The organism is Holdemania sp. Marseille-P2844 (genome assembly GCF_900120005.1).
GTDB lineage: Bacteria > Bacillota_I > Bacilli_A > Erysipelotrichales > Erysipelotrichaceae > Holdemania.
The window spans coordinates 289,133-314,195 of the sequence record NZ_LT635448.1 but is presented as its reverse complement, the minus strand read 5'-3'; the positions used below and the strand labels follow the sequence as shown (position 1 = coordinate 314,195).

Annotated in this window: 26 protein-coding genes; 6 read left to right on the top strand and 20 right to left on the bottom strand. The window is 48.4% G+C overall.

The genetic code is table 11. The features are described from left to right. Positions 1–13: 13 nt before the first annotated feature. The 4 genes from BQ7364_RS02370 to BQ7364_RS02355 form a co-directional block, all read right to left on the bottom strand. Positions 14–2,068 (bottom strand): bifunctional diguanylate cyclase/phosphohydrolase, encoded by a 2,055-nt coding sequence (locus BQ7364_RS02370; protein WP_234973137.1) that lies wholly within the window; start codon positions 2,066–2,068, stop codon positions 14–16. Continuing rightward, positions 2,068–2,433, bottom strand: a complete 366-nt coding sequence (locus tag BQ7364_RS02365) for an Hpt domain-containing protein (RefSeq protein WP_200798746.1) — start codon at positions 2,431–2,433, stop codon at positions 2,068–2,070. Before BQ7364_RS02365 ends, BQ7364_RS02370 begins: the two co-directional genes overlap by 1 nt. A gap of 330 nt (positions 2,434–2,763) precedes the next feature. Then, entirely contained in the window at positions 2,764–3,447 is a 684-nt protein-coding gene (locus tag BQ7364_RS02360) for a rhodanese-like domain-containing protein (protein WP_072683218.1), read from the bottom strand. A gap of 23 nt (positions 3,448–3,470) precedes the next feature. Then, positions 3,471–4,220, bottom strand: a complete 750-nt coding sequence (locus BQ7364_RS02355) for an LptM family lipoprotein (protein WP_072683217.1) — start codon at positions 4,218–4,220, stop codon at positions 3,471–3,473. 235 nt (positions 4,221–4,455) lie between these two features. Here BQ7364_RS02355 and BQ7364_RS02350 point away from each other — a divergent pair, with 235 nt between their 5' ends. Together BQ7364_RS02350 and BQ7364_RS02345 are read left to right on the top strand one after the other, a co-directional pair. Beyond that, positions 4,456–5,661: an FAD:protein FMN transferase gene (locus BQ7364_RS02350; protein ID WP_072683216.1), complete on the top strand. Its 1,206-nt coding sequence runs from the start codon at positions 4,456–4,458 to the stop codon at positions 5,659–5,661. A 1-nt stretch (position 5,662) separates the two neighbouring features. Continuing rightward, positions 5,663–6,346 (top strand): flagellar basal body L-ring protein FlgH, encoded by a 684-nt coding sequence (locus tag BQ7364_RS02345; protein WP_072683215.1) that lies wholly within the window; start codon positions 5,663–5,665, stop codon positions 6,344–6,346. A gap of 122 nt (positions 6,347–6,468) precedes the next feature. Here BQ7364_RS02345 and BQ7364_RS02340 read toward each other — a convergent pair whose 3' ends face one another. The 11 genes from BQ7364_RS02340 to BQ7364_RS02290 all read right to left on the bottom strand — a co-directional run bounded on the left by BQ7364_RS02340 (position 6,469) and on the right by BQ7364_RS02290 (position 15,390). Continuing rightward, positions 6,469–7,392, bottom strand: a complete 924-nt coding sequence (locus tag BQ7364_RS02340) for a transketolase family protein (protein WP_072683214.1) — start codon at positions 7,390–7,392, stop codon at positions 6,469–6,471. Further along, a complete protein-coding gene (locus BQ7364_RS02335) occupies positions 7,389–8,204 on the bottom strand; it encodes a transketolase (RefSeq protein WP_072683213.1) in 816 nt (271 codons plus the stop codon). The genes BQ7364_RS02340 and BQ7364_RS02335 overlap by 4 nt, the downstream gene beginning before the upstream one ends. Beyond that, positions 8,192–9,010, bottom strand: a complete 819-nt coding sequence (locus tag BQ7364_RS02330) for an HAD family hydrolase (protein ID WP_072683212.1) — start codon at positions 9,008–9,010, stop codon at positions 8,192–8,194. The genes BQ7364_RS02335 and BQ7364_RS02330 overlap by 13 nt, the downstream gene beginning before the upstream one ends. Further along, entirely contained in the window at positions 9,003–9,863 is an 861-nt protein-coding gene (locus tag BQ7364_RS02325) for an L-ribulose-5-phosphate 3-epimerase (protein ID WP_229100689.1), read from the bottom strand. Before BQ7364_RS02325 ends, BQ7364_RS02330 begins: the two co-directional genes overlap by 8 nt. After that, the gene (araD, locus tag BQ7364_RS02320) at positions 9,850–10,545 is read right to left on the bottom strand and encodes an L-ribulose-5-phosphate 4-epimerase (protein WP_072683210.1); all 696 of its coding nucleotides are present in this window, start codon (positions 10,543–10,545) and stop codon (positions 9,850–9,852) included. The genes BQ7364_RS02325 and araD overlap by 14 nt, the downstream gene beginning before the upstream one ends. A gap of 10 nt (positions 10,546–10,555) precedes the next feature. Then, the gene (locus BQ7364_RS02315; RefSeq protein WP_072683209.1) at positions 10,556–11,587 is read right to left on the bottom strand and encodes a hypothetical protein; all 1,032 of its coding nucleotides are present in this window, start codon (positions 11,585–11,587) and stop codon (positions 10,556–10,558) included. Between the two features lie 71 nt (positions 11,588–11,658). Further along, complete coding sequence (locus tag BQ7364_RS02310) at positions 11,659–11,949, bottom strand: PTS sugar transporter subunit IIB (protein WP_006058193.1); 291 nt, start codon at positions 11,947–11,949, stop codon at positions 11,659–11,661. Next, on the bottom strand, positions 11,946–13,439 hold the full coding sequence (locus BQ7364_RS02305; RefSeq protein ID WP_006058194.1) for a PTS ascorbate transporter subunit IIC: 1,494 nt from the start codon (positions 13,437–13,439) through the stop codon (positions 11,946–11,948). Before BQ7364_RS02305 ends, BQ7364_RS02310 begins: the two co-directional genes overlap by 4 nt. A gap of 20 nt (positions 13,440–13,459) precedes the next feature. Beyond that, on the bottom strand, positions 13,460–13,921 hold the full coding sequence (locus tag BQ7364_RS02300) for a PTS sugar transporter subunit IIA (protein ID WP_200798745.1): 462 nt from the start codon (positions 13,919–13,921) through the stop codon (positions 13,460–13,462). A gap of 195 nt (positions 13,922–14,116) precedes the next feature. Beyond that, on the bottom strand, positions 14,117–14,749 hold the full coding sequence (locus BQ7364_RS02295; protein ID WP_072683208.1) for a class II aldolase/adducin family protein: 633 nt from the start codon (positions 14,747–14,749) through the stop codon (positions 14,117–14,119). Between the two features lie 11 nt (positions 14,750–14,760). Then, a complete protein-coding gene (locus BQ7364_RS02290) occupies positions 14,761–15,390 on the bottom strand; it encodes a ribulose-phosphate 3-epimerase (protein ID WP_072683207.1) in 630 nt (209 codons plus the stop codon). 165 nt (positions 15,391–15,555) lie between these two features. Here BQ7364_RS02290 and ulaG point away from each other — a divergent pair, with 165 nt between their 5' ends. From ulaG to BQ7364_RS02275, 3 genes are read left to right on the top strand one after another with little or no spacing between them, the layout of a single operon-like run. Continuing rightward, positions 15,556–16,662 carry an L-ascorbate 6-phosphate lactonase gene (ulaG, locus tag BQ7364_RS02285; RefSeq protein ID WP_072683206.1) on the top strand — a complete coding sequence of 369 codons (1,107 nt, stop codon included), beginning with the start codon at positions 15,556–15,558 and terminating at the stop codon, positions 16,660–16,662. A 41-nt stretch (positions 16,663–16,703) separates the two neighbouring features. Further along, a complete protein-coding gene (locus BQ7364_RS02280) occupies positions 16,704–17,549 on the top strand; it encodes an L-ribulose-5-phosphate 3-epimerase (RefSeq protein ID WP_072683205.1) in 846 nt (281 codons plus the stop codon). After that, positions 17,546–18,196, top strand: a complete 651-nt coding sequence (locus BQ7364_RS02275; protein ID WP_006058200.1) for an orotidine 5'-phosphate decarboxylase / HUMPS family protein — start codon at positions 17,546–17,548, stop codon at positions 18,194–18,196. Before BQ7364_RS02280 ends, BQ7364_RS02275 begins: the two co-directional genes overlap by 4 nt. Positions 18,197–18,363: 167 nt before the next feature. Here BQ7364_RS02275 and BQ7364_RS02265 read toward each other — a convergent pair whose 3' ends face one another. Both BQ7364_RS02265 and BQ7364_RS02260 read right to left on the bottom strand, forming a co-directional pair. Next, positions 18,364–19,149: a DeoR/GlpR family DNA-binding transcription regulator gene (locus BQ7364_RS02265; RefSeq protein ID WP_006058201.1), complete on the bottom strand. Its 786-nt coding sequence runs from the start codon at positions 19,147–19,149 to the stop codon at positions 18,364–18,366. Beyond that, positions 19,146–19,874, bottom strand: a complete 729-nt coding sequence (locus tag BQ7364_RS02260; RefSeq protein WP_139248535.1) for a hypothetical protein — start codon at positions 19,872–19,874, stop codon at positions 19,146–19,148. The genes BQ7364_RS02265 and BQ7364_RS02260 overlap by 4 nt, the downstream gene beginning before the upstream one ends. Positions 19,875–20,077: 203 nt before the next feature. Here BQ7364_RS02260 and BQ7364_RS02255 point away from each other — a divergent pair, with 203 nt between their 5' ends. Next, on the top strand, positions 20,078–20,893 hold the full coding sequence (locus tag BQ7364_RS02255) for a BtpA/SgcQ family protein (RefSeq protein ID WP_006058203.1): 816 nt from the start codon (positions 20,078–20,080) through the stop codon (positions 20,891–20,893). A 108-nt stretch (positions 20,894–21,001) separates the two neighbouring features. Here BQ7364_RS02255 and BQ7364_RS02250 read toward each other — a convergent pair whose 3' ends face one another. The 3 genes from BQ7364_RS02250 to BQ7364_RS02240 all read right to left on the bottom strand — a co-directional run bounded on the left by BQ7364_RS02250 (position 21,002) and on the right by BQ7364_RS02240 (position 25,015). Next, on the bottom strand, positions 21,002–21,844 hold the full coding sequence (locus BQ7364_RS02250) for a class II fructose-bisphosphate aldolase (protein ID WP_072683202.1): 843 nt from the start codon (positions 21,842–21,844) through the stop codon (positions 21,002–21,004). A gap of 192 nt (positions 21,845–22,036) precedes the next feature. After that, positions 22,037–23,131 carry an alpha/beta hydrolase gene (locus tag BQ7364_RS02245; protein WP_072683201.1) on the bottom strand — a complete coding sequence of 365 codons (1,095 nt, stop codon included), beginning with the start codon at positions 23,129–23,131 and terminating at the stop codon, positions 22,037–22,039. Positions 23,132–23,149: 18 nt separating this feature from the next. After that, positions 23,150–25,015, bottom strand: a complete 1,866-nt coding sequence (locus tag BQ7364_RS02240) for a PTS glucose transporter subunit IIA (RefSeq protein WP_072683200.1) — start codon at positions 25,013–25,015, stop codon at positions 23,150–23,152. Positions 25,016–25,063 lie beyond the last annotated feature (48 nt).

The following is a 25,063-nucleotide window of genomic DNA, read 5'->3' as shown; positions in this document are numbered from 1 at the left end:
TCTGGCCCCTCGCTTAAGCCTCAGCCGATACCCCGGTCAATAAATCCTGCATCGAACTCTCATACAGACAATACTGCCGGCGGCCGCGGCGTTTTGCGGCGTACAGCGCCTGATCGGCATGATGGAACAACGTCAGATAATCCAGTCCGTCCTGCGGAAAACAGGCGACGCCCATACTGACCGTAATATCATAGCCCTGATAGCTCCCATTGAGCGCCTGAAAGATCCGTTCAATCATCTGTTCCAGATGATCCTTGTATTCCATAAAGATCAGAAACTCATCTCCGCCGATCCGGGCAGAAATATCCGATTTGCGCACGTTCGCCTGTATCCGGCGGGCGATGTTGGCCAGCACCTGATCACCGAACAGGTGGCCGTATTCATCATTCGCGCTCTTGAAAAAGTCGATATCGAAGACCAGCAGCGCAAAATTCTGACTCGCATGGCCCCCGGTGTTCAAGATCGTATCCAGTGCCCGCTTCGCGTAAGCCCGGTTGTACAACCCCGTCAGGGAATCAATTTTTGCCATCTGCTTCAGCTGATCCAGTTCTATCTGTTCATCATGCACGTCAATGAATTTACCGATCACCCCGGTGAGCTCTGAAGATTCCTCCATCACCCATAATGGCCGCGCAACAACCTTAAACCACCGTGAAACACCCTTAATGTTTAACGGATAAGTGCCGCTGAGAATGGGATTCTCCGGCTCTGCCGTGCGAATCTTTGTCAGGAAATCATTAAAATCTGCGCTGTCGAACAAATTGAGAATCTGCGAATCCTTCAGCGGATGCATGATCACTTCGTTGATGCCCAACTGGGCTGAACCCCATTCGGAGATGCTTAACAAATCGGAGTGGAAATTATATTCAAATTGAATTTCCTTGGACATCGAAGCAAAGAACTGATATTTCGTCCGTTCCTGTTCCAGCAATGCCAGAGTTCGGTTGGAGGCGTTGCCGCTTTGAATCAGATTCCGCGCCATATCCTGCAGCTCAATCCGGGAGGCGCCGGAAAGCGAGCGAATTTTCAGCTCCTTCTTTAATGTCGGGCCGGCTTCCTTCAGACATTCCAGCAACAAAGGATTAAAGGTGCCGCATTCCCCGTTGAAAATCATCTGCATCGCTTCTTCATGCGTATAAGCCGCTTTGTATACACGGACGCTGACCAGAGCGTCGTAGACATCCGCCAGGGAAACAACCTGAGCAGAAATCGGAATTTCTTCCCCCTTCAGTCCGTCCGGATAACCGCGGCCGTCATACCGTTCATGATGCCACCGGCAAATATCCCGGGCCACCTGCACAAGCTTTTCCGTTTCAAAATAGTGGATTTTTTCCAGCATTTCCGCACCGATCGCACTGTGGGTTTTGATTACAGCGTATTCCTGAGGCGTCAGTTTCCCCGGTTTGTTCAGGATTGACTCGGGAATTGAAATTTTCCCGATGTCGTGCAATGCGGAAGCATTGGAGATCATCGCAATCTGTTCCGTGGTAAGGTTGTAGCGTTCCGTCATCCGACACAGCTGTTTCAGCAGTGCTTCCGTAATGACGCGGATATGCATGACGTGCAGTCCGCTTTCGCCATTTCGAAACTCGACGATATGACTTAATATTTCAACCATCACCAGATTGTTTTTTTCTTTTTCCAGCAGCTGCTCAGTAACCATGTTTTCCAGATACTTCTGTTTGGCATACAGCATTATAGTATTCTTCACACGCCGCTTGACCGTTTTCTCGTCAAACGGCCGGCTGATATATTCCGCCGCTCCCAGATCGTAGGCATGATCAATATAAGCGGAGGAGGTTTCCGCAGAAATCATAATCACCGGGATATGATCAATATACCCGGCCTTATTCATGGAAGCCAGCACCTCGAAGCCATCCATCATCGGCATCACGATGTCTAACAAGACCAATGAAATTTCATTGTATTGCTGACTCATGATCGTGACGGCTTCCAATCCGTTCGCCGCTTCCAACAACTCGTAATCCTGCGCCAGCATATCGGCCAGCAGCAACCGGTTGATATCAGAATCATCAACGATCAATACTTTATCGCGAGCTTTCATCATTATTCATTCTTTCCCAACAGCGCTTCAATCCCCATCGTCAGTTCCGCGTAGGCAGCCTTCGCTTTTTCAAACAGCGGTCCGATCTGGTCATTCGCCTGCTGCGGACGCAGAACCTCCGTTAATTCGCTGATCACCTTGGCCTGGGACGTCAGGCTTAAATTCAGCAGCACTCCCTTCAGAGTATGCGCCGCACGGAAGGCCGTCCCATAGTCTTCCTTTTCCAGCGCCGTTTTCAGCTGTTCAAACGAGTTGTCCCGCAAAAGCATACCCAGAAATTTTATCACCCGTTCGTCCGTTCCCATCCGCCGAGTAATATCCGCGTAATCGCCGCCGAGCTGAGTATAGCATTGTTCGACAGTCATCATGAGATGATTTCCTCCTTCTTTTTTGAAGCTTCCACGTTTCACCGCTCATCACAACGGTCAAAACGCCCGGCCCCAGCGTGCCGGATCTTGGAAAACATGCTGGAATCTGCCTTGGAATCAGATCCTCTTCTGATCAAGACTATCGTTGTTTTCCTCTGTATTTGTTAATAAACCGGCCTGTTTCCATGCGGCCGGCGGGTTATAAAAACATTGTTATTATACCATTGTTGGAGCGGCGTACACAACGGGCACAGTCGACCAGAATTGGTAAAAACGGCGCAAAAAAAGCAGCGCTGAATTCGGCGCTGCTTCCTTGCGTTTAAAAAGTGCTTATTTCGTAGCCGGTGTCAAACCTTCAAACGAATAGGTCGCTTCCAGAACGATTTCCGCGTTGTCCGTCGTATATGGAGCAAACTTGGAATCTGTGAACTGGCCCATGCCGCCGACATTGTAGATCTTGCTCATGTCGTAGCCTAAGGAATTCATCAGCTTCATCATCTGTGCGACACGTCCGCCGGACTGGCACATTAAGAAGATTGTCTTATCCTTCGGGAACATGGCTTCTAACAGCGCTGCGGATTCTTCATACGTAGCGACTGGTTCTTCCAGCGTTCCGCCATACAGCTGCGGCTTGCCTTCCGTGCCTGCGGCTTCGTCAAAAATCAGCGCAAAGTACGGAATAACTTCAAAGTTTCTCAGATGCTTTTTCGCATAGTCGTTGTAATCGCGCAGGTCGATGTACAGAACATCGTCGCGGTTCAGGTATTCCGTCAGATTGTCAACGTTGATGCTGGAGCAGCCGGTAGCCCAGACTTCCGCAGTGCAGGCTTCATCCGCCGCATCCTTGGAAGGCTTGTAGGTCTTCGTCGTATCGCGTGGTTCAGGCAGCGGTGCCGGAGCAGCCGTCGTTGGTTCAGCCGCGTCCGGAGTTGCGCATGGCGGGCATTCCTGCGGTGCGGAAGCGCAGCCGGCCAGAAGCAGAACAGACAGAGCGATCGCAAATAACTTTTTCATTGGATTTTTCCTCTTTCCCTTTTTTATTCAGCGCTGAAATAATCGTCAGTGCCGTGATATTCCATCAGCGCGTTCAGCATTCTGATGATGTTGTTGGATGAAACCGAAGACCCGGTAAACGTATCCAGCGTCAGCCCTTCGCGGCCTTCGCCGGCAGTGTAATCTTCCGCTGCGATATCGTCGACCGTGCTCAGCGTCTTAATGTAAGCATAGTCCTTGTCGATGAAATACGGGATGTATTCCGCCTTGAACATGTCGTAAGTCGCTCCCGCCGGGGTCGGATTGCTGTCGCCCCAGAAACCCGCCGTGTACTTATCGGCGCTGTCGCGGTCAAACGACAGGAAACGAACCTGCGCGTCGTCCAGCTTCTTGCTTTCCGGCAATGTCAGTTCAACATACGCTGTCATCCAGTAATTGACATCCGCCGAGCGGCAGGTGCAGGACAAATACGTGATCTGATACTTGATGTAATTTCTCGCCTTATACTTGAAATTGACGAAGGCATAGAAATCGGTTTCTTCACGCGGACCATTGATATGGCTGATCGGTACGACCGCAACGACGTTTGCCATCGAACCTTCGCCCATGTCGGCGCTTGTGTTCAGATACTCGTTAATGCTGTCAAGCGTGATTTCACCCTCCGCTGTACATGGGGTGGATGAACCGCCCTCAGTTCCCTGAGTTGGCTTCTGCGTTCCGCTGCCGCTGTTGCCGCAAGCTGTTAACGTCAGCACCATCAGAGAGGACAGAAGAATTGCCCAAACTTTTTTCATGAATTCCCTCCTTGTTTTATAAACTCCCTGAAACAGTATTAAAGCGTCCTGACGATGTTCCCGGCACCGTGCACAGACGAAAAGCAGTCCTGGATGAACGCTGCTTTTTCACTTTGGATAATCACTGTGCGTAAGACACTTTAATATGCTATTATTATAACAACTCGGCCTGTGGAAAACAACTGGGGAAGTTGTTACATCCTTTCACAGAGCTCCGGTCAAGGAGGTTCAAATCTTGAATTTTTTTCAGAAATTACTTTCTTTTTCAATAATTTTCCTTTGTTTAAGCCTGTTTTCAGGGTGTCAGAAAGACGTTTCCGTTGAAAACGCCGAAGAAAAAACTTTCACAAATTATTTTGACGTTTTAACGGACAGCGAGGGAAATCTCGTTCTTCCGCTCAATACGACAATCCAGCTGACCATGACAGATCCGAAAACGCTAAAGGAAGCGACGGCGATCGTCGAAGCTCAATTACCCCAATGGCACAAACTGGCAGACTCCCATCACAGCTATCTCGACGATCAGGGAAATCTGCTGCACAACGTCGCTTATATCAATGACCATCCCGGCGAAACGATTCCGATCGAACCTGAACTTGCCGCAATGCTCACAAGCGCAATCGAATTATCGCAGCTGAGCGACGGTTTGTTCCATCCCCTGCTGGGAGCGCTGAGCGAATTGTGGGAACCCAAATTCGCGCCGTTTCCCACCGAGAATACCGATCCGAATCCCGAAGCACTCAGCGCAATCGTCGGCTGTCTGCCTGAAGCTGGCAAACTGAGTGAAGTGATTCAGCTGGATTTTCAGGCGATGACCGTCCGCTTTGAACCGGGGGCGTGCTCAGAAGCGCTTGAAATCAGTCTGGGGGCGATGGCCAAGGGCTACATTCTTGATCAGCTGGCCGCCGCTCTGAAGCCGTTGAACACCCCCTTTCTGCTGGACGCCGGAAGCAGTTCCATCATCGCCTGGTCACCGGAAGATGCGCCATACGCCTGGAAGATCGGCGTGCGCGATCCCTCCGGTCAGGCTTCGCTGCTCTATGCCTTCACCTTGCGTCAGGGCGTCGTTTCAACGTCAGCCGACGACCAGAATTATTTTCTGATCCAAAACGGCGATCAACAGATTCGCCGCCATCACATTCTCAATCCCCGCACCGGATACAGCGAAAACTGGCTGCGCAGCGTAACGTTGAGCGCTGCTGATCAGGCGGGAACGCTGGATGTTTTGAGCACTGTCCTTTATAATATAGAAGACCCCCTCCAGCGCCGCGCGATGATCCGCCGGTTTGAAGACAAAGCGCAGCTTGGCATTGATTATGCCTGGTGTGAGCCGGCCGAAGAGCATTTAAAGCTCACCGTCAGCGAAGGCATGGAACAACGCCGCCTGACGTCCCTTCCGCTTCCGGAAACTGTCGAATTTGAAATTCAACGAGGTGAATAAAATGAAATATAAAATTTTACTTGCAGGACTCTGTCTTTTATGGATAAGCGGATGCGCCGCAAAACCGCAAACGCCGCCCGTGCCGTCAGAGACGCCCACGCCCTCCGCACTGCCCGAAAAATCCAATCCTCAAAGTGCGCTGATGAGCGATTCGCCGATCAGCCCCACCAATTTGGACGACTACCTGTTTCTTGATGACGTGCTCTACTTTGACTTGCGTTCCCCAGCGCAGCTGGCTGAGGAAGGCTCTGTCGCCGGGTTTGTCAACATTCCGTTTTACGGCGTACTGGTTGATTATCAGCGCGAGGACAACGTCTTATATCGGATGACGAAAGTTCGGGATGACAGCGGCAAGGTGATTGCGCAGATGGGTGACGTCGGCAGCTTCTTCCCTAATTATGAAGAATCGGAAAGTCTTGTCCGCGACCTGTTTCCTCAGGATCAGCCGATCGTCTTCATCTCCACCGCCGGGGTGGAAGCGGCGTACACGATCTGCCTGTTAGAGCAGTTGGGCTATGATGGATCGCAGCTGTATAATGCCGGCACGTTCTCCAACGGCATGGGCAATATCATTGCTTACAAGGATTATCCGGATGCGAAATATCATGTGCCGGGAACAAACGTCTATACTGTTGCCAGTCAGTTTGTCTGGAATGAATCGCTGACGCCGATCTTAGACGAGTAAGCTGGATAAATACCTTTTTGATAAAAAAGCATCAGGAACGCCGATGCTTTTTTATTCTTGTAAAAATCCCATGATGCCTGGAAATCATGGGATTGAAATTGATTGATTTCAAAGAAAAAACACTAACGAGATACGTTTTCTACAAAAGCCTGAATGTGCCGGGCGTCCAATCCGTAATAGTCAAGCAGAGCCGCAGGTGTTCCGCTGCGTCCAAAAACATCCTGCATTCCCAAACGATAATGCCGGCAAGGAAGTCCCAGCGGCGAAAGCACCTCGGCTACGGCGCTGCCCAACCCGCCGATGACGCTGTGCTCCTCAACCGTTACGATCACTTCATGTGACCTTGCGGTTTCGATAATCAACGCTTCATCTATCGGTTTAATCGTAGGCAGATTGATTACCGTCGGCGTGATCTCAGTCATCTTCGAGACAGCTTTCAGACTTTCCTGAACCATCAGTCCGCTGCAAAGAATTGCCGTCTTCACACCTTTTCTCAATACGATGCCCTTCCCATATTCAAATTGATAGCTGTCGTCGTAAACATCTTCGACCGCCAGCCTGCCCAGCCGCACATAACAAGGACCATCAAGATGATAAACAGCTTTGATCACAGCTTCGGTTTCACGGGCGTCGCAAGGCTGGAAAACCTTCATGTTCGGCAAAGCACGCATCAAGGCCAGATCTTCAATCGCCTGATGCGAAGCGCCGTCTTCGCCGACACTGATGCCTGCATGCGTGGCGCAGATTTTTACATTCAGATTCGGATAACAAATACTGTTGCGAATTTGTTCAAAAGCCCTGCCTGCCGCAAACATGGCAAAACTGGAAGCATAGACAACCTTGCGGCTGGCCGCCAGACCGGCCGCGACCGACATCATGTTTCCTTCCGCAATGCCCATATTAAAATGCCGCTGAGGACACGCTTTCTTCGCCTCAATCGTCTTTGTCGATTTCGTTAAATCCGCATCCAGCACCACGATATCCTTTTTTTCAACAATCAGTTCTGCGAGCGCACGGCCATAAGCTTCCCGGGTTGCGGTATTCATTCTGTTTTACCTCCTAATTCCTGCATTGCCTGACTGTATTGCGCGGCATCAGGCGCGGTCCCATGCCAGGCCGCTTTCTTTTCCATAAACGAAACACCTTTGCCTTTTACAGTATGAGCGATAATGACCGTTGGTTTGCCTTTCAAGGTTTTCGCTTTGTCCAACGCTGTCAGAATTTCCGTCATGCAATGCCCGTTGATCTCCAGTGTATGAAATCCAAAAGCCGCAAACTTGGGTTGAAATGGTTCCGGACTGATGACTTCTTGAAGATCACCGTCAATCTGAAGATGGTTATAGTCTAAAATCACGCATAAATTATCCAGCTGATAATGCGCGGCAGCCATGCAGGCTTCCCAGACCTGACCTTCTTCCGATTCACCGTCACCGATCAGAACATAAATACGATGTTCGTTCTGATCCAGTTTATTCGCCAGCGCCATGCCCACAGCACAGGATATCCCCTGACCCAGCGAACCGGTCGACATATCCACCCCGGGTACATAGTTCATATTCGGATGTCCCTGCAATTTGGAATTCAAGGTGCGGAAACCGTTTAATTCCGCATCATCAATCAATCCTTTTTCCGCCAGAACCGCATAAAGCAGCGGCGAGGCATGGCCCTTGCTCAGGACAAACCGGTCGCGGTCTATCGAATTCACATTCTGTTCGTTGATATCCATCACTTTGAAATACAGCGCGGTCAGAAGATCAGCGCTGCTCAGGCTGCCGCCCGGATGTCCGCTTTTTGCGAAATACACCTGCCTTACGATATTCTGACGAATATGTTTGGCATGATTGATTAACTCGTCCATAATTCCTCCTTTGAATTTAATAGTTTTTTGATCAGATACTGACTGACGCCATTTTCATTATGGGATAGCGTAACTTCATCAGCGCTTTGCTTTACCAGAGAATCACTGTTGCCCATCGCCACACTGTGTCCGCTGATTTCAAACATGGCGATATCGTTGAAATTATCGCCGATGCTCAAAACATCGCAAAGTTCGATCTTCAGCGCTCCGGCAATGCTTTTCAGCGCTTGCCCCTTGCTTGTTCCTGCCGCCGTTATCGTATACAACGAATCTTCCGACCGCTTAAAAGCAATCTTCGGACATTTTTCTGTTACTTCCCGGACCAGATTTTCAATAAGTGGATATCCCGCCGAATCCAGTGTCAATTTATAAATATCCCCATCCGCAAACACCGCGTTTTCTCTGACCTGTTTCAGTTTTAACCGTCCTGAAAATAAACCGCGGATTTCATTCAGCTTTTTTGAACTGGAAAAGCTGTAACCGCATTGCTGATCAAAAAAAGTAAACGGAATCCCTTCTTCCATCAGCCGCGTGAGGATCCACTCTGAATCCTTTTTTTGTAGGCTTTCACTTTGCAATAACCGATGGCGGCAATATAGATTGGCGCCGTTATCCGCAGCATAAGGAATTTCAATGCCCAGCTGATCGACATAATCCCTGACAATCGCTTCATTCCTGCCGGTGGCCAAAGTAAAAAGAATATGCTTCTTTCGCAAAGCGTCCAGCACTTCAAGAATCTGACTGTCCAGCTGTTTCCTGTCGTTAAGAAGTGTACCGTCCAGATCACAGACAATCAATTTAATCATGGAACACTTCATCCAGCTGACGGCGCAGAAAACACGCGGCTTGCCGGCAAATTTCCGGATAATCAGGATTTTGCGCGGTATGCCAGAATTCGCCTGTGAACATCCGGACCCCAAGCTCTTTCAGTTTCCGCAGATCTTCCGGGTAGTTCGTATGTCCGGTCCCAAAAGGTACTTCCCGATAAACTCCCGGACGGGTCTCTTTCAGGTGCGCCGCAAACAAATGTCCTTTTCCTTTTTCAATATCCTTCCAGACGGGAACATGATACAGCAGGGAAGCATTGGTCAAATTTCCTATATCAGGATAGATTCCCAGATAAGGGCTGTCGATAAGCTGAACATAGTCCATGGCTTTTTCCACTGTATCCATAAACGGTGTTTCCATAGTTTCAAAGCCTAGGATTACGCCTTTTTTCGCCGCCATGCCGACCGCCGTGCGCAGATTCCTGATAAATTCGCGGCGAGTTTGATCAGAGCCTTCCTCATAATAAACGTCATAGCCTGCCAGCTGGATCAGCCGGATACCCAAGTCGGAAGCAAGGTCGATTGCTTTTTCCATAATTTCCAGCGAACGCCGATGATCTTTTGGATTCAGCGAGCCTAACGGGTATTTGCGATGGCCTGACAAGCACATTGTAGAAATCGGAACACCGCACGCCTGCATCGTTTTGATCAACGCCTGACGCTCGCCTGGCGTCCAATCCAAACGGCTTAATTTCGCCTCTGTTTCATCAATGCTGATCTCAAGCCAGTCAAAACCAAAAGCCCGGCAGTTTTCCAGTTTTTCTTTCCAGGACAGATCTGCCGGCATACTCTTTTCGTACATTCCCAACAGATACGGTTTATTTCTGTCCATAATAAGCTCCTGGTCCATGCTTGCGCAGATAATGTTTGTCAAGAAGCGTCTGCTGCATCGAAGAAACCTCGGAATTAATCAGCCGGGTTTTCCAAGCCATCTCTGCCAGTTCTTCCAGAACCACTGCGTTATGAACAGCGTCGCCCGGACTTTCTCCCCAGGTAAACGGGCCATGGCTTTGAACAAGAACGCCCGGCATCTGTGCAGCGTCAAGCTGCTGCGTTTCAAAAGTTTCCACAATCACTTTTCCAGTATTCAGCTCATAATCCGAACGGATTTCCGCCTCGCTCATCAGGCGGGTGCATGGAATCGGCCCATAGAAATAATCACCATGCGTTGTCCCCAGCGCGGGGATTGCTTTCCCCGCCTGACACCACGCCGTCGCATTCTGCGAATGAGTATGCACAACGCCGCCGATCGTCGTGAAGTGCCGATATAATTCAAGATGCGTCATCAGATCGCTGCTCGGTTTGTATCGGCCTTCGACCACCTTACCCTGCCAATCGCAGACGACCATATCCTCCGCCTGCATCGACTGATAGTCGACGCCGCTGGGTTTGATCACAATCAACCCGCGTTCTCTGTCAATGCCGCTGACGTTTCCCCAGGTAAAGGTAATCAGCTGATATTTCGGCAAAAGCAAATTTGCTTCATAAACTTCCTTTTTTAATTGTTCCAGCATTTCTTTTCTCCTATTCCACTACCTTATAGATTGCAGCTTCATTTTTTGTATGATTTGCGGAGAGGATATAGTCAATCCCCTCTTTATGAATCACTGCCACGTTTGCCGGACCAACGCCGTCTTCAACAAAAGTCACCTCATAATTTCCATTCTGAAAGCGGATGACAAAGAGTTCTGCGTTCACCCGCCGGACGCCGCCTACAAAACAAGGTTTTCCATTTAATTGAGCGCCCACCAGCGTATGCGCAAAATCCACTTCTGTCGGATAGACAAAATCACATTCATAGCGTCCTTCTTTTAATTTATAAATTTTCATGGAATTTCCATGGAAAGGTTCAATGGTCATCATTTCTTCCAAGCCGTCGCCGTCGATATCGGCAAAGGCGATCTCGCCAACCTGACCCTCAAGAATCTTTTCAACCCGCCATTCTCCGTCAGGACTATCCGGCGGCATCACCCGCAGCACGCCTTGATCGCTGGAAAAATAACCGCAGACACGTCCTTCATAAGTTCCCCGGCAGTAGCCATGATTGCGGTAACATCCGTCGACCAGCAGAGTTAACGCAACGCCCTGGGAACAATCCGATCCTAAAACACCGACGTAGATCTGCCCCGGTTCGCTCCAGTCTTCTTTATTCTGTTTATTTCTGGCAATCGTCGCGCAGATCAGATAATCAATTCCATCGACATGATACAGATCAAACCGATGCAGATAAGGCAGTGAGAAGACATCCTCGATCTCCCAGCCATTTTCTGTTTTTCGGCCATGAACAATTTTTGCCAGGCTTGGAGTCACTTTCAGATAGAATTCGTTGACCGCCAGAAACTCGCCTTCTCTTGTCTGAAATGGAACGATCGACATACAGCCACCGCGATCATTCCAGACAACCTCACGGTTTTCAAAATTTTTGCCGGAATAGGAATAACATACGCTTTCCGGATTTTCACTGGCAAACAAAGCGTACACTTCTTTGCCGATCGTGATGGAACTCGCACAATAACAGCGTGTGATGTCATCTAAATGAATCTTCTCAAATTTCATTATTTACCTCCCGTCAGTCGTGAAGAAAGAAGAGCTATCGGTCAGGATAGCTCTCTTCTACTTCTTTGAATTTAAGAAATGTATCCCGCCGCTTTCAGAGCAGCAATAATTTCATCTTGAGAAAGCGGATTTTTCAGCGGATAAACATTGACGCCCGCAGCTTTGGCAGAATCAAACATTTTGATGAAAGCCGGAGAGGTCAGCACGAGATCATAGTTTCGTGCAGATGATTTTCCCTCGGCAATCGGGCAATGCTTGACATTGGCCTCCACGCCTGCGCTTTTACAGGCTTTCTGAGCGGTGATCGCCATCAGCTGGCTGGTCCCCGATCCGCTCGCGCAGCAAATTAAGATTTTAATCATAAAGCAGCCGCCTCTTTCTTTTTCATGTGTTCTTTATAAGCTTCATAATCGCTGACACACAGGAAGTATCCTTCCGGATCTTTTTTGTACTGCAGCTGAGGAATCATGACCAGTACCAGAATAACGATCGCAACGCCGATATACGACAGGTACTTCATGATGAAGGTGAAGATCGGCCAGATTACCGCCCAGTCAAACATTGCCATGTATCCGCCGAATTCAACCACGCCGATACCGTTATAAGTGAAGGCCATCGCCGCAATGACAGAGCAGACAACCTGCAGAATACCGGAGAAGAAGGTTGTGACCATCGCCGCTTTTGCGCCTGCTTTCGCATTGACATAAATCGCGATCGTCGCATTATCGAAGAAGACAGGGACGAATCCCGCAATCGCCAGAACCGGCGATTTAAAGAGAATCAGACCGATGATAGCCAGGAACTGACCTAACGCACCGAACATAAAGCCAAAGGTCACTGCATTTTCAGAACCGAAGCCATAGCCCGCGGCGCAGTCGACGCCGACGATAGCGCCCGGCAGCAATTTGCTTTGAATGCCCTGGAAGGACGCCGTCAGTTCACCGACGAAGGTTCTGACGCCGAGTTTCAGGATTGACAGGTAAACCGCAAAGGCCAGTGAGGTATCCAGAATATAGAACAGGAAGCTCTTGCCTTCGCCCAGCATACCGGCGCTGACCAGATAATCTTTACCCAGTACCAGCAGAATTACCGCAAAGAAGAGCGTCATCAGTAAAGCTGTGGAAACCATATCTTCATTAAAAATAGACAGCCAGCCCGGCAGTTCGTAATCTTCAAGACGCTTAACTTTTCCATCTTTTCCCTTGAAGAACTTATAGCCAATCGCCGACCAGATCGCAATGCCGAACATCTGTTGATGGGCAACGCAGAACCCCGCGCCATCCGTCAGATTCTGAGCTACTTCAACCGTTAAGTTTGATCCGACCGCCCAATACAGTCCCAGCAGAACCGACATGATCAACATCAGCGGCCAGTCGCCCAGCTGCGGGAAGCAGGTGAAGATAAACCAGAAAGCGATGGTCGCCTGCTGCGTCTGAATATGACCGGTCGTAAAGACGGCACGCATCTTCGTATATTTCTGGAACTTAACCAGCAGCAAGTTAAAGACAAAGGCAAACAATAACAGAAGCATCGCCTGGGAGAAGGACTTCCCGGCAGCTTCCAACGCGGACTGCGCTGCCGCCTGGCCCATATATGTATCCAGAACGATAGCGCTCAGATTAAACTTATCCTGCAGCGCCGCAATAATCGGCTTGAAGGTGCTGCTTAATCCGCCTGAACCCACCGTCAGAATTTTGTAACCTACAACCGCTTTAATAAATCCGGCGCAGGATTCGTGGAAAGGTTTTTTCATCAACATGTAGCCGATGATGACCAGTAAACCGATGAAATATGCTGGCTGAGTCAAGAAATTGTTAACAAAATACGCCCAAATCAATTCGAGAAATCCCATAATACCCTCCTTATTAGTAATTATTCAGAATATTTGCAGTGTGCTTTCATCAAGTCATCGGCATTTTTTGCTTTTAATAAGTCTTCAATGGCCCCCTCTTTAAGTAAAAATTCAGCTAATGCAACCATATTGCTCATATGTTTTTCATTATCGGTAGCTGCTAAAGTAAAGAACAAACGAGCATTTTTAGTTGGATCGTTTGGATCAAAAACCACTGGTTTTTCTGTTTTCATGAAGCTGATGCACGTATCATGCACTCCAGCTCCGCCTAACGTTGAATGCGGCATGGCTACTTCGGGGGCAATTATAATGTACGGTCCATATTCTTTAACATTTTCAATGATGGCGTCAACATACGTGTTTTCAATAATCCCCTCGGCAAGCAGCGGAGCTGCCGCTGCCTTGATCGCCTCTGTCCAGTCGGAAAAACCTTCGCAAAAAATGTAATGCTTTGAATCAACGATATCCTTAAGAATTTCCAAGCCCTCCTTTCCCGCTTAAGCTGATTAAAGTGTAACACGCCAAGAAACCGCTTTCAATTAATTATATGAATCATTGTTCATATTTAAGATTTTTATCTCTTTATTCCCAATAATCAGCCAAGTTTTGATAACATTTAATGATTATTTAATCATTTTTATGTTCTATTTTAAGTCTGACAAGATTATTGTTATCTCCTACTGTCCGTAGTTCAGCCAACCCGCAGACTCTTTTGCAATCTCGTCTTCAGAAAGTTCAGGAACCGCCCCCATGATCCGCGCCATGCAATAGGTCTTCGCCGCTTCCTCAAGATAAACCGCAGAATACAGCGCTTCTTCAAGATCTTTGCCATAGGCGATTACGCCATGATGCTTCATAATCAATGCGGTCGCATCATTGGCATATTTCACAGCCAGCTGCCCCATGCCGACATTCGAGGAAGGCGTAAACGGCGCAACGGGAATCCGTGCATGCGCCGCGTCAATTAACGTTACCATACAAGCGGGCAAAGAGTCGTTATTAAACCCTATCGCCGTGGCATAAGGCTGGTGAGTATGAATGATCGCTTTTACCGGCAGATGATCAAAGATATAAATTAAAGCTGAAGCATCGGAAGAAGGTTTGCGCTTTCCTTCTATAACCTGACAATTATGATCGATCAGAACAATATCCTCAATCGTCATCTTTTCATACAACATGCCTGACGGTGTTACTAAATATCGGTTTTCGTCCACCGCCATGGAAACGTTGCCTCCAGTCAGCGATATCAGATGATATTCCTTCATTTTTAAGCAGGCATCCAAAATGGCCCGTTTCTCATTTTCGTACATCGTTTTTCCTCCTATATTTTTTCAAAACGACGAATACTTTCAAGTGGGTTATCACAATTCCAAACAGCTCTTCCCATAATCATAGCATCCGCGCCAGCCTCGTTTAATTGGTAAATATTTCCTTCGTTTATTCCTCCATCCGCCCAAATTTCAACATTATGCGGCAAATACTCGCGGGCTTCTTTCACTTTTTCCAGCATGCTTGATTGGAATTTTTCTTCTTCGCCATCCGGCTCCGCAGTCATGATCAGAAGATACTCTATCTGGGACAAAAAGGGAGTTAATTCTCTGATTCCCGTTTTAAAATTCAACGCAATGCCCGGCTTAGCTCCCATTTTTCTGATCAGATTGATTTCCCGAAGTGGATAAGCCGAAGCTTCGAAATGAAAACAGATATGGGAAAAATGACAGTCGCTGATCTGCTGCAGAAATTCGTATGGACGTGTCGTCAACAGATGCAGATCATAAACAAAATCCGGATCCTGCATCAGTTTTCTGACCGTTTTCTGACCGAATGTGATATTCGGCAGAAAATTACCGTCTTCGATATCCACATGGACTCGTGGATGTCCTCTGATCTTGTCAAGCTCCTCTGCGATTCGTAACGGATCGGCAGAGGCTATTGATGGATAAATCTTCATGGTATCCCCTCCTTTGATTCTGTTTTCATTCTATATTCTTTTAAGCACATTCTGCTATATCATTCTTATTTTTATTCTTAAAACGTTCACATCGTTCATATAAAAGGCTATTCATCCTAAAAACTGGCATGTATAATGAAAACATAAATTAAAGGAGGTCATAAAATGCCTAACGTAAACGACGTAACACGCGAAAAATGGGTCCTCGGCACCTTCCCGGAATGGGGAACCTGGCTCAATGAAGAAATTGCCGAAACCACAGTAAAAAAAGGAACTTTTGCCATGTGGTGGCTGGGCTGCACCGGTTTATGGATTAAAACTGAAAACAACACAAATATAGCGATGGATTATTGGTGCGGTTCAGGAAAACGTTCCCACTATGATGATCAGGGAAAGCGAAAGATGATGGATCCGGATCATCAGATGGCCAGAATGTCCGGAGCCCGTCAGCTCCAGCCAAACCTGCGGGCCGTTCCAGCCGTTCTTGATCCGTTTGCGGTTACTGAAATCGACGCTGTTTTCGCTTCCCATACCCATACCGATCATATCGACATCAATCTTGCCGCCGCGGTTTTAAACAACGTCAAGAAGAAAACAATCATCAACGGTGAAGAACGGGATGTCCCATTCATCGGTTCCAAATTTGCCACGGATTTATGGCGCAGCTGGGGCGTGCCGGAAGAAAGGCTGATTACCGTCCGTCCAGGCGACGTCATCAAAATTAAAGACATTGAAGTTACTGCCGTTGAATCCGTTGACCGGACGATTTTAATTACCGCTCCGCCGCATGGCGACATCAAGGGACTGCCCTGTGACGACATGGATGATCGCGCAGTCAGCTATGTCGTAAAAACGCCGGGCGGAACAATTTACCACAGCGGCGATTCCCACTTCGGCAATATGTATGCCAAGCACGGAAATCAATTTGACATCGACGTTGCTTTCGGTTCTTTCGGCGAAAATCCTCGCGGAATTACTGATAAGATGACGGCCAGCGATATTTTAAGAATGGGCGAAGACTTGAATACGAAAGTCATGATTCCTTACCATCATGATTTGTGGACAAATTTCAAAGCGGATACCAACGAAATTCTCGTTCTGTGGTATATGCGGAAGAATCGCCTGCAATATAAATTCAAGCCGTTTATTTGGGAAGTTGGCGGAAAATTCGTTTATCCGGATGATAAAGATAAGATTTCATATAACTATCCAAGAGGGTTTGACGATATCTTTACACACGATATAAATCTGCCATTCCCAAGTTTCCTCTAAACTTTGTCAGGAACAACTTTCGGGTTGTTCCTTCTTTTGTCATGACAGATTTAGAACGCATTCCTCTTGGAATTTATGAAAAAGGAATCCCCCTGGCTCTATCCTGGCGCGATAAATTCGTCATTGCCAAAAAGGCCGGTTTTGATTATATCGAACTGAGCATCGACGGCAAAGATCCAAGAATCAAACGACTGGATTGGACGGATGAGATGATCGCGGAATTGAGAAAACTTGCCGATCATTTTGAGATGCCGTTTAGGACAATGGCACTCAGCGCCAACCGCTTCTATCCCTTAGGCGATCCAAAGCGCTTTGACGCGGGCATTGAAATTGTAAAAAAAGCGATCATCCTCGCTGCAAAATTAAAGATTCCGATCATTCAGTTAGCGCCTTATGACGTCTATCAAAAAGAAAGCACCGCGGACACCAGAATCCGTTTTGCTTCCTCATTATTTGAAATTCTGGAATTGATTCAGGCTTATCCGGTCACGCTGGCCATGGAGGTCCTGGAAGATGTGCCTCATTTTTCCACAATTACTCAATGCGCGGCGTTTGTCAGGAAGGTGAATCATCCTCAGTTTAAGCTTTATGCCGATACTGGAAATGTCGCTTATAACGGATTCGACGTCGTGAGCGACCTCGCCGGCGGTCAGGGTGAAATTGTGGCCTGTCATCTCAAGGACGCTATTTCAAAAGACGAACACAATATTCCCTATGGAACGGGATTAGTCGATTTCAACAGCGTCCTGAGACACTTTAAAAATACTGATTTCCAAGGGACTTTTACAGCAGAAGTCTGGTGTGAAGAAGAACTTGGTTTTATTCGCCAGCTTCCAAGTATTCAACGTTTTTTAAGAAATAAAATAAAGGAGGAGAACAAAGAATGAAAATCCCTACAGTGCAGCTTGCTTTAGACTGTTCCAGCACCGAAGAAGCGATCCGCGATTGCCAGACCGGTGTTGTCGACGAAGTTGATATTCTGGAATGTGGTTATTCCCTGATCGCTGCGGAAGGTGCCCGCGTCGTAAAAATTTTCCGGGAGATGTACCCGAACAAGCCTTTGCTTGCCGATCTGAAAATTGTGGATGCTGGAAGCAAAATTGGCGGAATGCTTTTGGATGGCCGGCCGGATTTCACGACGATTTTATGCGCCTGCGAGCCAGGCACGATTACTTCTGTTCAGGCAGAAGCGAAAAAGCGCGGATTAAACACAAAGCTGCAAATCGAATTGTATGGCCATTGGAGCTTTGAGGACGTTAAACTGTGGAAAGAATTAGGCATCTCCCAGCTGACGCTGCAGCATTCCGGCGATAAACCCGGCGGTTGGGATGAAGAAGAAATCGCCACTTTAAAAAAATTATGCGACATGGGTATCGACGTTGCGGCTACCGGCAGTATCGGCTATGACGATCTGGAGAAATTCCGAGGGATCCCGGTATCCTGTTTCATCTTTGGACGGGCAATCCGCAAAGCTGCGGATCCAGCTAAAGAAGCTCGCCGAATGAAAGAAAAAATCAAAGAAATCTGGTCATAATCGAAAAAAGCAATGAAATCCACTCAAAGATTTCATTGCTTTTTCATTATGGAGATCCGGTTTTGTTTCTTTTTCTATTCTGAGACTTTCTGTATTGAAAATGAGCTTTTCATGGAGATCAGGCTGCCGCTTACCGACACCGCGCTCATTTTTCATACAGCTCAATTTTATATTTTCCATCCGCCTTTTAGCGGTTCCACTTTGATGACGTTAATTCCGGTATTCTCTTTTACTTTTTCGATCACTTCGTCATCTGCTTTCACATCCGTTATCAGATAATCAAAGCCTTTCAAACTGGAATAGAAGAATGAATAACTGACGCCGATCTTCGTACTGTCGCATAAAACGAAGCGTTGGCCGCTTGTCCGCTTGATCATGGTCTGATTGATTAACATCTCTTTCATTAAACCTGTTGAGATTCCATTCTCAGTCAAACCGCTGCAGCCTACAAAACACTTGGTCGCCGTAATATTATTCAGGGCCGCCACCGCAAAATCTCCAGTCATTGAATTTTTAGGGAAGCGCACCTCCCCGCCGGTGAATATGATGAGAACCTTGGGATCCGGCGTATAATTAATCGCTCTGGCATTATTGGTAATAATCGTTACGTGTTTGTCCTTAATATAATCGACGATCATTAAAGCTGTTGTACTGGAATTAATAAAGATAACGTCGTCTTCCTCAATATATAAAGCTGCCCTCTTGGCGATTGCTTTTTGAAAGGTCGTTCTTTCATATTCTTCATCTTCAACAAATTCCTGGATTAACGATGCTCCTCCATAATTCCGGATAATCGCTCCCTTGTCTTCCCAATACTGGAGATCGCGGCGAATCGTGATTGGAGAAACATGATATTTTTCGACAAGCTCATCCACGCTGACTGAACGTTTTTCCTCAATCAGACGCATAATTTTAACCCGCCGGTCATTGACTATCGCTTTGCTTACTTTCATGGATTTGCAACTCCTTTTAATTGCGCTATTCTGCGCTGATACTCCGCACGTTCCTCACCTGCGGTGAGTTCTGCCAACTGACTGTAAATAAAGAGGATTTCCTTGGGATTCATTTTTGAACCGTCCACCTGTTTGAAATAGTCGCAGGCTTTCTTTTTATTTCCCAATGCCAGTTCATGCAATCCGTCCAACTCATGATAATTGATGATATTCGGTCTTTTTTTCATTTTCCGAATTACCTGAGCGTCGCTGTAAACTTCATTTACTTTTTTAGCATTTCCCAACAACAGATAAGCTCTGATTTGATAATAATACATAATGATTAACAATTCAACATTGCTTCTAAATCTCTTTTCATTTTTTTTAATCAATTCCAGTGCTTTAACAGGGTCGTTTTTCTCGATTGAAATCATTACCTCAAAAATCCCTGTATTTTTTTCATAATTATGGGTGATATCGAGTTTGCATAAATTTTTATATTTCTCCTCTGCGGATTGCGGATTTAGTAAAAAGTTTAAAGTATACAGAGCATCGTTATATAAATACTTTAAATACTCATAATAGAGCGCGCACGCAAAGATACCGAGACAGATCAGCAGCATTGCCCAATCCAGTCCTGTTTTCTTTGATTCAAAAAACATTGAAAGCGTTAATCCCAGAAAGCCTAAAAAAATCGCCGCGTTTACCATAGTAACAATCCGTTGTTTCATTGAATATTTTTTCATCTTCTGTTCCTCCGCTTCCATTATAACACTTATGATTGATTTTTTATGAATGTTTTCTATTATTTTTCCTATTTTTTTTCGTTTATAGACAAATTTTATGATTTATGAACAATTAATTCGTTATATGATTGATCATTATTGATCACTAGAAACATAAAATTGGTTGCACTATAATGGGGTTGTTCAAGGAGGATTGATTAATTATGAACAACTGGCTAGAAGAATTATTTGGTGTAAAAAAACCGATCATCGCGATGTGCCACCTGCAGCCGCTTCCTGGAGACCCTTATTACGATAAGCAGGGGGGAATGGCTAAGGTTCTGGACTGCGCCAGAAGAGACCTTCACGCTTTGCAGAACGGCGGCGTCGATGCCATCATGTTTTCCAATGAATTTTCGCTGCCCTATCTGACGAAAGTTGAGCCGGTAACGATCGCGGCCATGGCTCATGTTATCGGTGAATTAAAGAAAGAAATTACCGTTCCTTATGGCGTGAACTGCCTTTGGGATCCTATTGCTTCCTTAGACCTGGCGGTTGCGGTTGACGCCAAATTTATCCGTGAAATCATTTCCGGCGTTTATGCCTCTGATTTTGGCTTATGGAATACAAACGTTGGGAAAACGGTACGTCACAAAATGGCAATCGGCGCACAGGACGTTAAAATGTTATTCAACATTGTCCCGGAAGCCGCAAAATATCTGGCAGATAGAAATATCGCGGAAATCGCGAAATCCACGGAATTTAACAATCGTCCTGACGCCTTATGTGTTTCCGGCTTGACTGCCGGCAGCGAAACCGATACGCAGGTTCTCTCTGTTGTCAAAAACTCAGTGAAGCGTACGCCAATTCTTTGCAATACAGGCTGCAATAAAGATAATATCACACGGCAGTTATCCGTCGCTGACGGTGCGGTCTGCGCGACAACCTTCAAAATTGACGGTATTTTCGAAAACGCGGTTGATGAACAGCGGGTTAAAGAATTCATGGATATCGTTAAAGAATTCAGAAAAACATTATAAAAAGACGAATACCGGGTTACTCCTGACCATAAAAATAAAATCCACATGAGCCGTACTCCCAAGCTCTGTGGATTTTATTTTATATTCTTCTAAAGCGAATGAAATATTTTAACCCGCTTTCCCAGCGGAACCATAGACTCCGATCATCTCCATCATCTTCGTCTTGGCTGCTTCATAGATCACCGCGCTGAGATCATAGGCATGATTGCCTTCAAGATCGGCGGTTTTCGCCGCCTTGGCCGCGGCCTGACATAGATCGTTGGCGATATTCACTTTATTAATCCCCATCCGGCAGGCCTTCCGCAGCGTTTCATTATCGGTGCCGGAGGAACCGTGCATCACCAATGGGAAATGACCGGTCTTTTCCTTGATCGCCGCGAGCCGTTCAAAATCCAGCTTCGGCTTCATGCCCTTGGGATAATCGCCGTGCGCTGTGCCGACAGCCACCGCCAGACAATCCACGCCGGTCAACCGGATGAATTCCGCCGCAGTTTCCGGATCCGTCAGCGCTGCGCCGCCGTCGGTTTCATATTGATCCGCCATGCCGACATGGCCCAGTTCGGCTTCCACGGAAATATTCAGCGCATGCGCCAGCTCGACAATTTCCCTGACCTCCCGCACATTCTGGTCAAACGGGCACGCCGACCGGTCGATCATGACGGACGTAAATCCGGCTCTGAACGCTTCCAGCACTTCTTTCTTCGCGCCGCCGTGATCGAGGTTAATCGCGACCGGAATGGCTGAGCGCTGAGCGAAATACCGCGCGATCTGACAAAGCAGAAACAGATCCGGATTGGCCGGATAGGCGATATCCAGGATTAACGGCGCCCGCAGCTCTTCCGCCGCGTCGATCACCGCCCGGGCGTCCAGCTCCGTCCACAGATTCGGGGCCGCCACCGCGTAATTGCCGGCGCTGGCCTTGTCGAGAATTTCTTTCATCGTTACCAACATGAATTTCACTCCTCCCCCATCCACTCCCGGATGGCTGGTTTGAACGATACACTTTTCTGACTCGCTTCTCTGCCCTCATTATCGCACACGTCCCAGACCGGCGCACGCCTAAACTGCACCAATCACAAAGAAAACCTGAACTGGGCCGAAATGGAGGAAAAAGGAGACGGGTTCGGCCGTCTCCCTGATCGTTTATCCGTTCATCGCGCGGATTTCTTCAGCGATCAAACCGCAGAGATCCTCCGCCTGCACAACGGTTCCCAGCAGATCGAGGAAGCCATGATCACAACCGCAGTAACGCACCGACTTCACGTTAACGCCCACCTCCTGCAGCAGGCTGGCAAAATAATCGCTGCCAACACGCAGGTAATCATATTCCGCGCTGACGATCACCATCGGCGGGAATTGCGCCATTCTTTCCGCCGGGGCGTAAATTACGGAAACCAGCGGATTCTCATAGCTGGTCTTTCCCTGCAGATACAGACTTTCCGCCTCGCTTACGTCGGCGCTGTTTTTAATCCGGTCGATCCGGCTGAAGGCTTCTTCCCGCTGTTCTTCAAGAATCGGATACGCGTCATAGGACCAGAGATACCGCGTTTGACTGCGGTAATCCGTGCTGTCCACGGCCGGATAGATTTCAAATGCTTTTTTGATCAGACCATTCTCATCCTTTAATAAACAAGCGTTTGTCAGCGCGCCGCCCGCACTGTCGCCGGCCACCATCAGGCGGTTCAGATCGACGTTCAGCTCGTCGGCATGTTCTGCAACCCACTGCACCGTTCCCCAGGCGTCGTCAATCGACGCGGGATACGGACATTCCGGGGCCAGCCGGTATTCCGGAAACACCACCACGGCATGAGCCAGTTCAGCGATCAACCGCATCTGATTGGCAAACAGCCGCATATCCCCGGCCGTCATGCCGCCGCCATGGAGATAGACTAGCACTGGCAGGCAGCCTTGATCGGATTGACGCCGATAGAGGTAAATGTCAATTTTATGATCGTGACCGATATCAATCAGCCGCTCATCCACGTCGATTTCCACAGTACACAGATCCTCAGTCACTTTATCCGGACGATAACGCTCCTGTGAAAGCCGGTAACCCTTCTGTGCCCGCCGGGCAAACATTTTCCGTTTCATCCGGATCACTTCCAGCAGCCGCGGATCCAGCACATGCGCCCGGTCGTCGTCCGGCACCGGTTTCATCAAGACAGGAACGCCGTCTACGGTTTCAACATGTTCCTTCGCGTGGATTTGATCCAACAGCTGTTTCGCATATTTCCGCATTCCGATTCCTCCGTTTCTCTATGCCGCGGCGATCAGCTGCTGCTGCTGATCATCGGCATGAACCTGAGCGTAAGCCGCGCTGTTTAACAGAATGACGATAATCGAATCGTCCATTTGTTTCGCTGCGAAGGCTTCACGGTCGATCCTGGCGATCGGCTGATGCCGTTTGACGGTCTGGCCGATCTGCACAAGTGTTTCAATTTCATGCTCTTCCAACTTCATCGAGTCGATGCCGATATGCACCATCACCTCGGCCCCGCCGGCCGCCTTGATCGTGATGGCGTGCCGGGTCGGAGCGATGGAATTGATCACGCCGTCCACCGGTGCGAAAACATCGTCAGTTTCCGGGCGGATGCCGAAGCAGGCGCCGAGCGTACCGGCCGCGAAGACCGGATCGGCAATGTTTTCCTGCGCGATATACGCGCCCTGTGCCGGTGCGGACAGCTCGACGGACGTCAGAGCCACTGCTGCGTTTTCAGTTTCGTCCGCTTCCTCGTTATAGACGCTGTCGTCCCACTTTGTCATCAACACGAAGACAAACGAGCAGACCGCCATGATGCCGACGCCGATTAACGCTTTAATGAAGTTTGTCGTATCGCCGTTTTCGCCCAGATAAAGCAGGATATTCGTCAGTGAATAGCCGCCGAAGCCAAAGCATTTCAGATGCACGATGCCCGCGTACAGCCCGGTGATCAGCGAAGTCGCAATGCTGCAGAAGTAAACCTTCGGCATTTTATAGGAGATACCATAGGTCGTTGGCTCGGAAATGCCGCCGAACAGTGCTGAGATCGAAGCCGGGAACGCAATTTCCTTTAACCGGCGGTTCTTGGTTTTTAACGCCACGGCCAGCGCGATGAAGCCCGGCGTGATCGTGCAGCAGAAGAACCAGATATTGATGAAATCGTCGTAGCCGACTGTGGCCAGACTGGTCGTCGCGATCGGAATCAGCGCCAGATGGAAGCCCGGGCATAACAGACCGATCGTGCTGGCAAAGATGATGATCGCCGGCACCGCCGCCCAGCTGGCATAATTGCGGATCCAGGCGATGAACATCGCGATATAATTCGTGACTAACCCGCCTAACGGACCGGTCAGCGTCAGCGTGATGATTGACGTGATCAGAATCAGCAGGAACGGCTTTAAGAAATGTCGGACTGACAGCGGCAGCGCTTTTTTCAGCAGCTGGTCGATTTTGGACATCACCCAAACCGACAGAATGATCTGCAGGACCGCGCCGTTATACGTTGTCAACAGCGCCGGGATGCCGAAATAGCTCGTATAGCCGCCGGCTGCCGCCATGGCGACCCAATCCGGGTACAGCAGCCAGCACGCCAGCAGCATCGCCAGCACCGGTTCCGTGTCAAATTTCTTTGCGGAGGTGTAAGCGACGAAGACCGGCAGGAAGTAGAAGACGGATTGTGCCAGGTTATTCAGAATGACATAGGTGGAATTGGTCGATTCCAGCCCGAAGACCAGATTCAGAAGCAATAACAGACAGGTCAGAAAGCCGGCGGCGATCAGGGACGGAATGACCGGACTCATGATCCCCGCCATCAGCTGCAGGAAATTGGAGAAGATTGCGACAAGCTTCTTTTCCTGCGGCTTCTCCGCTCCCCCAGCGCTGGACTTCCCGACGCGTTTTTCCACTTCGAGAAACAGATCCTCGATGATCTGCCCGACGATGACCTGAACCTGATTCTCGCGGACCTCGACGCCCATCACGCCATCGATCTTCTTCAGCGCCGCGGCGTCAACCTTGGATGGATCGCGGACAACCACGCGCAGCCGGGTCGCGCAGTGATTGACGTTGGTGAGGTTTTCCTGAGTGCCCAGCTGCGTAATGATCGCGGCGGCCATGTCGGCGTAATTCAATTTTTTTGCCATGGTTTTTCTCTCCTCTTTTTTCTTCGGATTCCATCGGTTCGATGGCCG

Bases quoted from the DNA above. Each gene is read 5' to 3' on its own strand.
- BQ7364_RS02250 (WP_072683202.1), bottom strand. From the start codon at position 21,844: ATGTTGGTAACGATGAAAGAAATTCTCGACAAGGCCAGCGCCGGCAAT.
- ulaG (WP_072683206.1), top strand. From the start codon at position 15,556: ATGCCTAACGTAAACGACGTAACACGCGAAAAATGGGTCCTCGGCACC.
- BQ7364_RS02310 (WP_006058193.1), bottom strand. From the start codon at position 11,949: ATGATTAAAATCTTAATTTGCTGCGCGAGCGGATCGGGGACCAGCCAG.
- BQ7364_RS02330 (WP_072683212.1), bottom strand. From the start codon at position 9,010: ATGATTAAATTGATTGTCTGTGATCTGGACGGTACACTTCTTAACGAC.
- BQ7364_RS02280 (WP_072683205.1), top strand. From the start codon at position 16,704: ATGACAGATTTAGAACGCATTCCTCTTGGAATTTATGAAAAAGGAATC.
- BQ7364_RS02370 (WP_234973137.1), bottom strand. From the start codon at position 2,068: ATGATGAAAGCTCGCGATAAAGTATTGATCGTTGATGATTCTGATATC.
- BQ7364_RS02355 (WP_072683217.1), bottom strand. From the start codon at position 4,220: ATGAAAAAAGTTTGGGCAATTCTTCTGTCCTCTCTGATGGTGCTGACG.
- BQ7364_RS02295 (WP_072683208.1), bottom strand. From the start codon at position 14,749: ATGTACGAAAATGAGAAACGGGCCATTTTGGATGCCTGCTTAAAAATG.
- araD (WP_072683210.1), bottom strand. From the start codon at position 10,545: ATGCTGGAACAATTAAAAAAGGAAGTTTATGAAGCAAATTTGCTTTTG.
- BQ7364_RS02240 (WP_072683200.1), bottom strand. From the start codon at position 25,015: ATGGCAAAAAAATTGAATTACGCCGACATGGCCGCCGCGATCATTACG.
- BQ7364_RS02315 (WP_072683209.1), bottom strand. From the start codon at position 11,587: ATGAAATTTGAGAAGATTCATTTAGATGACATCACACGCTGTTATTGT.
- BQ7364_RS02275 (WP_006058200.1), top strand. From the start codon at position 17,546: ATGAAAATCCCTACAGTGCAGCTTGCTTTAGACTGTTCCAGCACCGAA.
- BQ7364_RS02260 (WP_139248535.1), bottom strand. From the start codon at position 19,874: ATGAAAAAATATTCAATGAAACAACGGATTGTTACTATGGTAAACGCG.
- BQ7364_RS02290 (WP_072683207.1), bottom strand. From the start codon at position 15,390: ATGAAGATTTATCCATCAATAGCCTCTGCCGATCCGTTACGAATCGCA.
- BQ7364_RS02325 (WP_229100689.1), bottom strand. From the start codon at position 9,863: ATGGACAGAAATAAACCGTATCTGTTGGGAATGTACGAAAAGAGTATG.
- BQ7364_RS02360 (WP_072683218.1), bottom strand. From the start codon at position 3,447: ATGAAAAAGTTATTTGCGATCGCTCTGTCTGTTCTGCTTCTGGCCGGC.
- BQ7364_RS02255 (WP_006058203.1), top strand. From the start codon at position 20,078: ATGAACAACTGGCTAGAAGAATTATTTGGTGTAAAAAAACCGATCATC.
- BQ7364_RS02245 (WP_072683201.1), bottom strand. From the start codon at position 23,131: ATGCGGAAATATGCGAAACAGCTGTTGGATCAAATCCACGCGAAGGAA.
- BQ7364_RS02265 (WP_006058201.1), bottom strand. From the start codon at position 19,149: ATGAAAGTAAGCAAAGCGATAGTCAATGACCGGCGGGTTAAAATTATG.
- BQ7364_RS02335 (WP_072683213.1), bottom strand. From the start codon at position 8,204: ATGGACGAGTTAATCAATCATGCCAAACATATTCGTCAGAATATCGTA.
- BQ7364_RS02305 (WP_006058194.1), bottom strand. From the start codon at position 13,439: ATGGGATTTCTCGAATTGATTTGGGCGTATTTTGTTAACAATTTCTTG.
- BQ7364_RS02345 (WP_072683215.1), top strand. From the start codon at position 5,663: ATGAAATATAAAATTTTACTTGCAGGACTCTGTCTTTTATGGATAAGC.
- BQ7364_RS02365 (WP_200798746.1), bottom strand. From the start codon at position 2,433: ATGATGACTGTCGAACAATGCTATACTCAGCTCGGCGGCGATTACGCG.
- BQ7364_RS02340 (WP_072683214.1), bottom strand. From the start codon at position 7,392: ATGAATACCGCAACCCGGGAAGCTTATGGCCGTGCGCTCGCAGAACTG.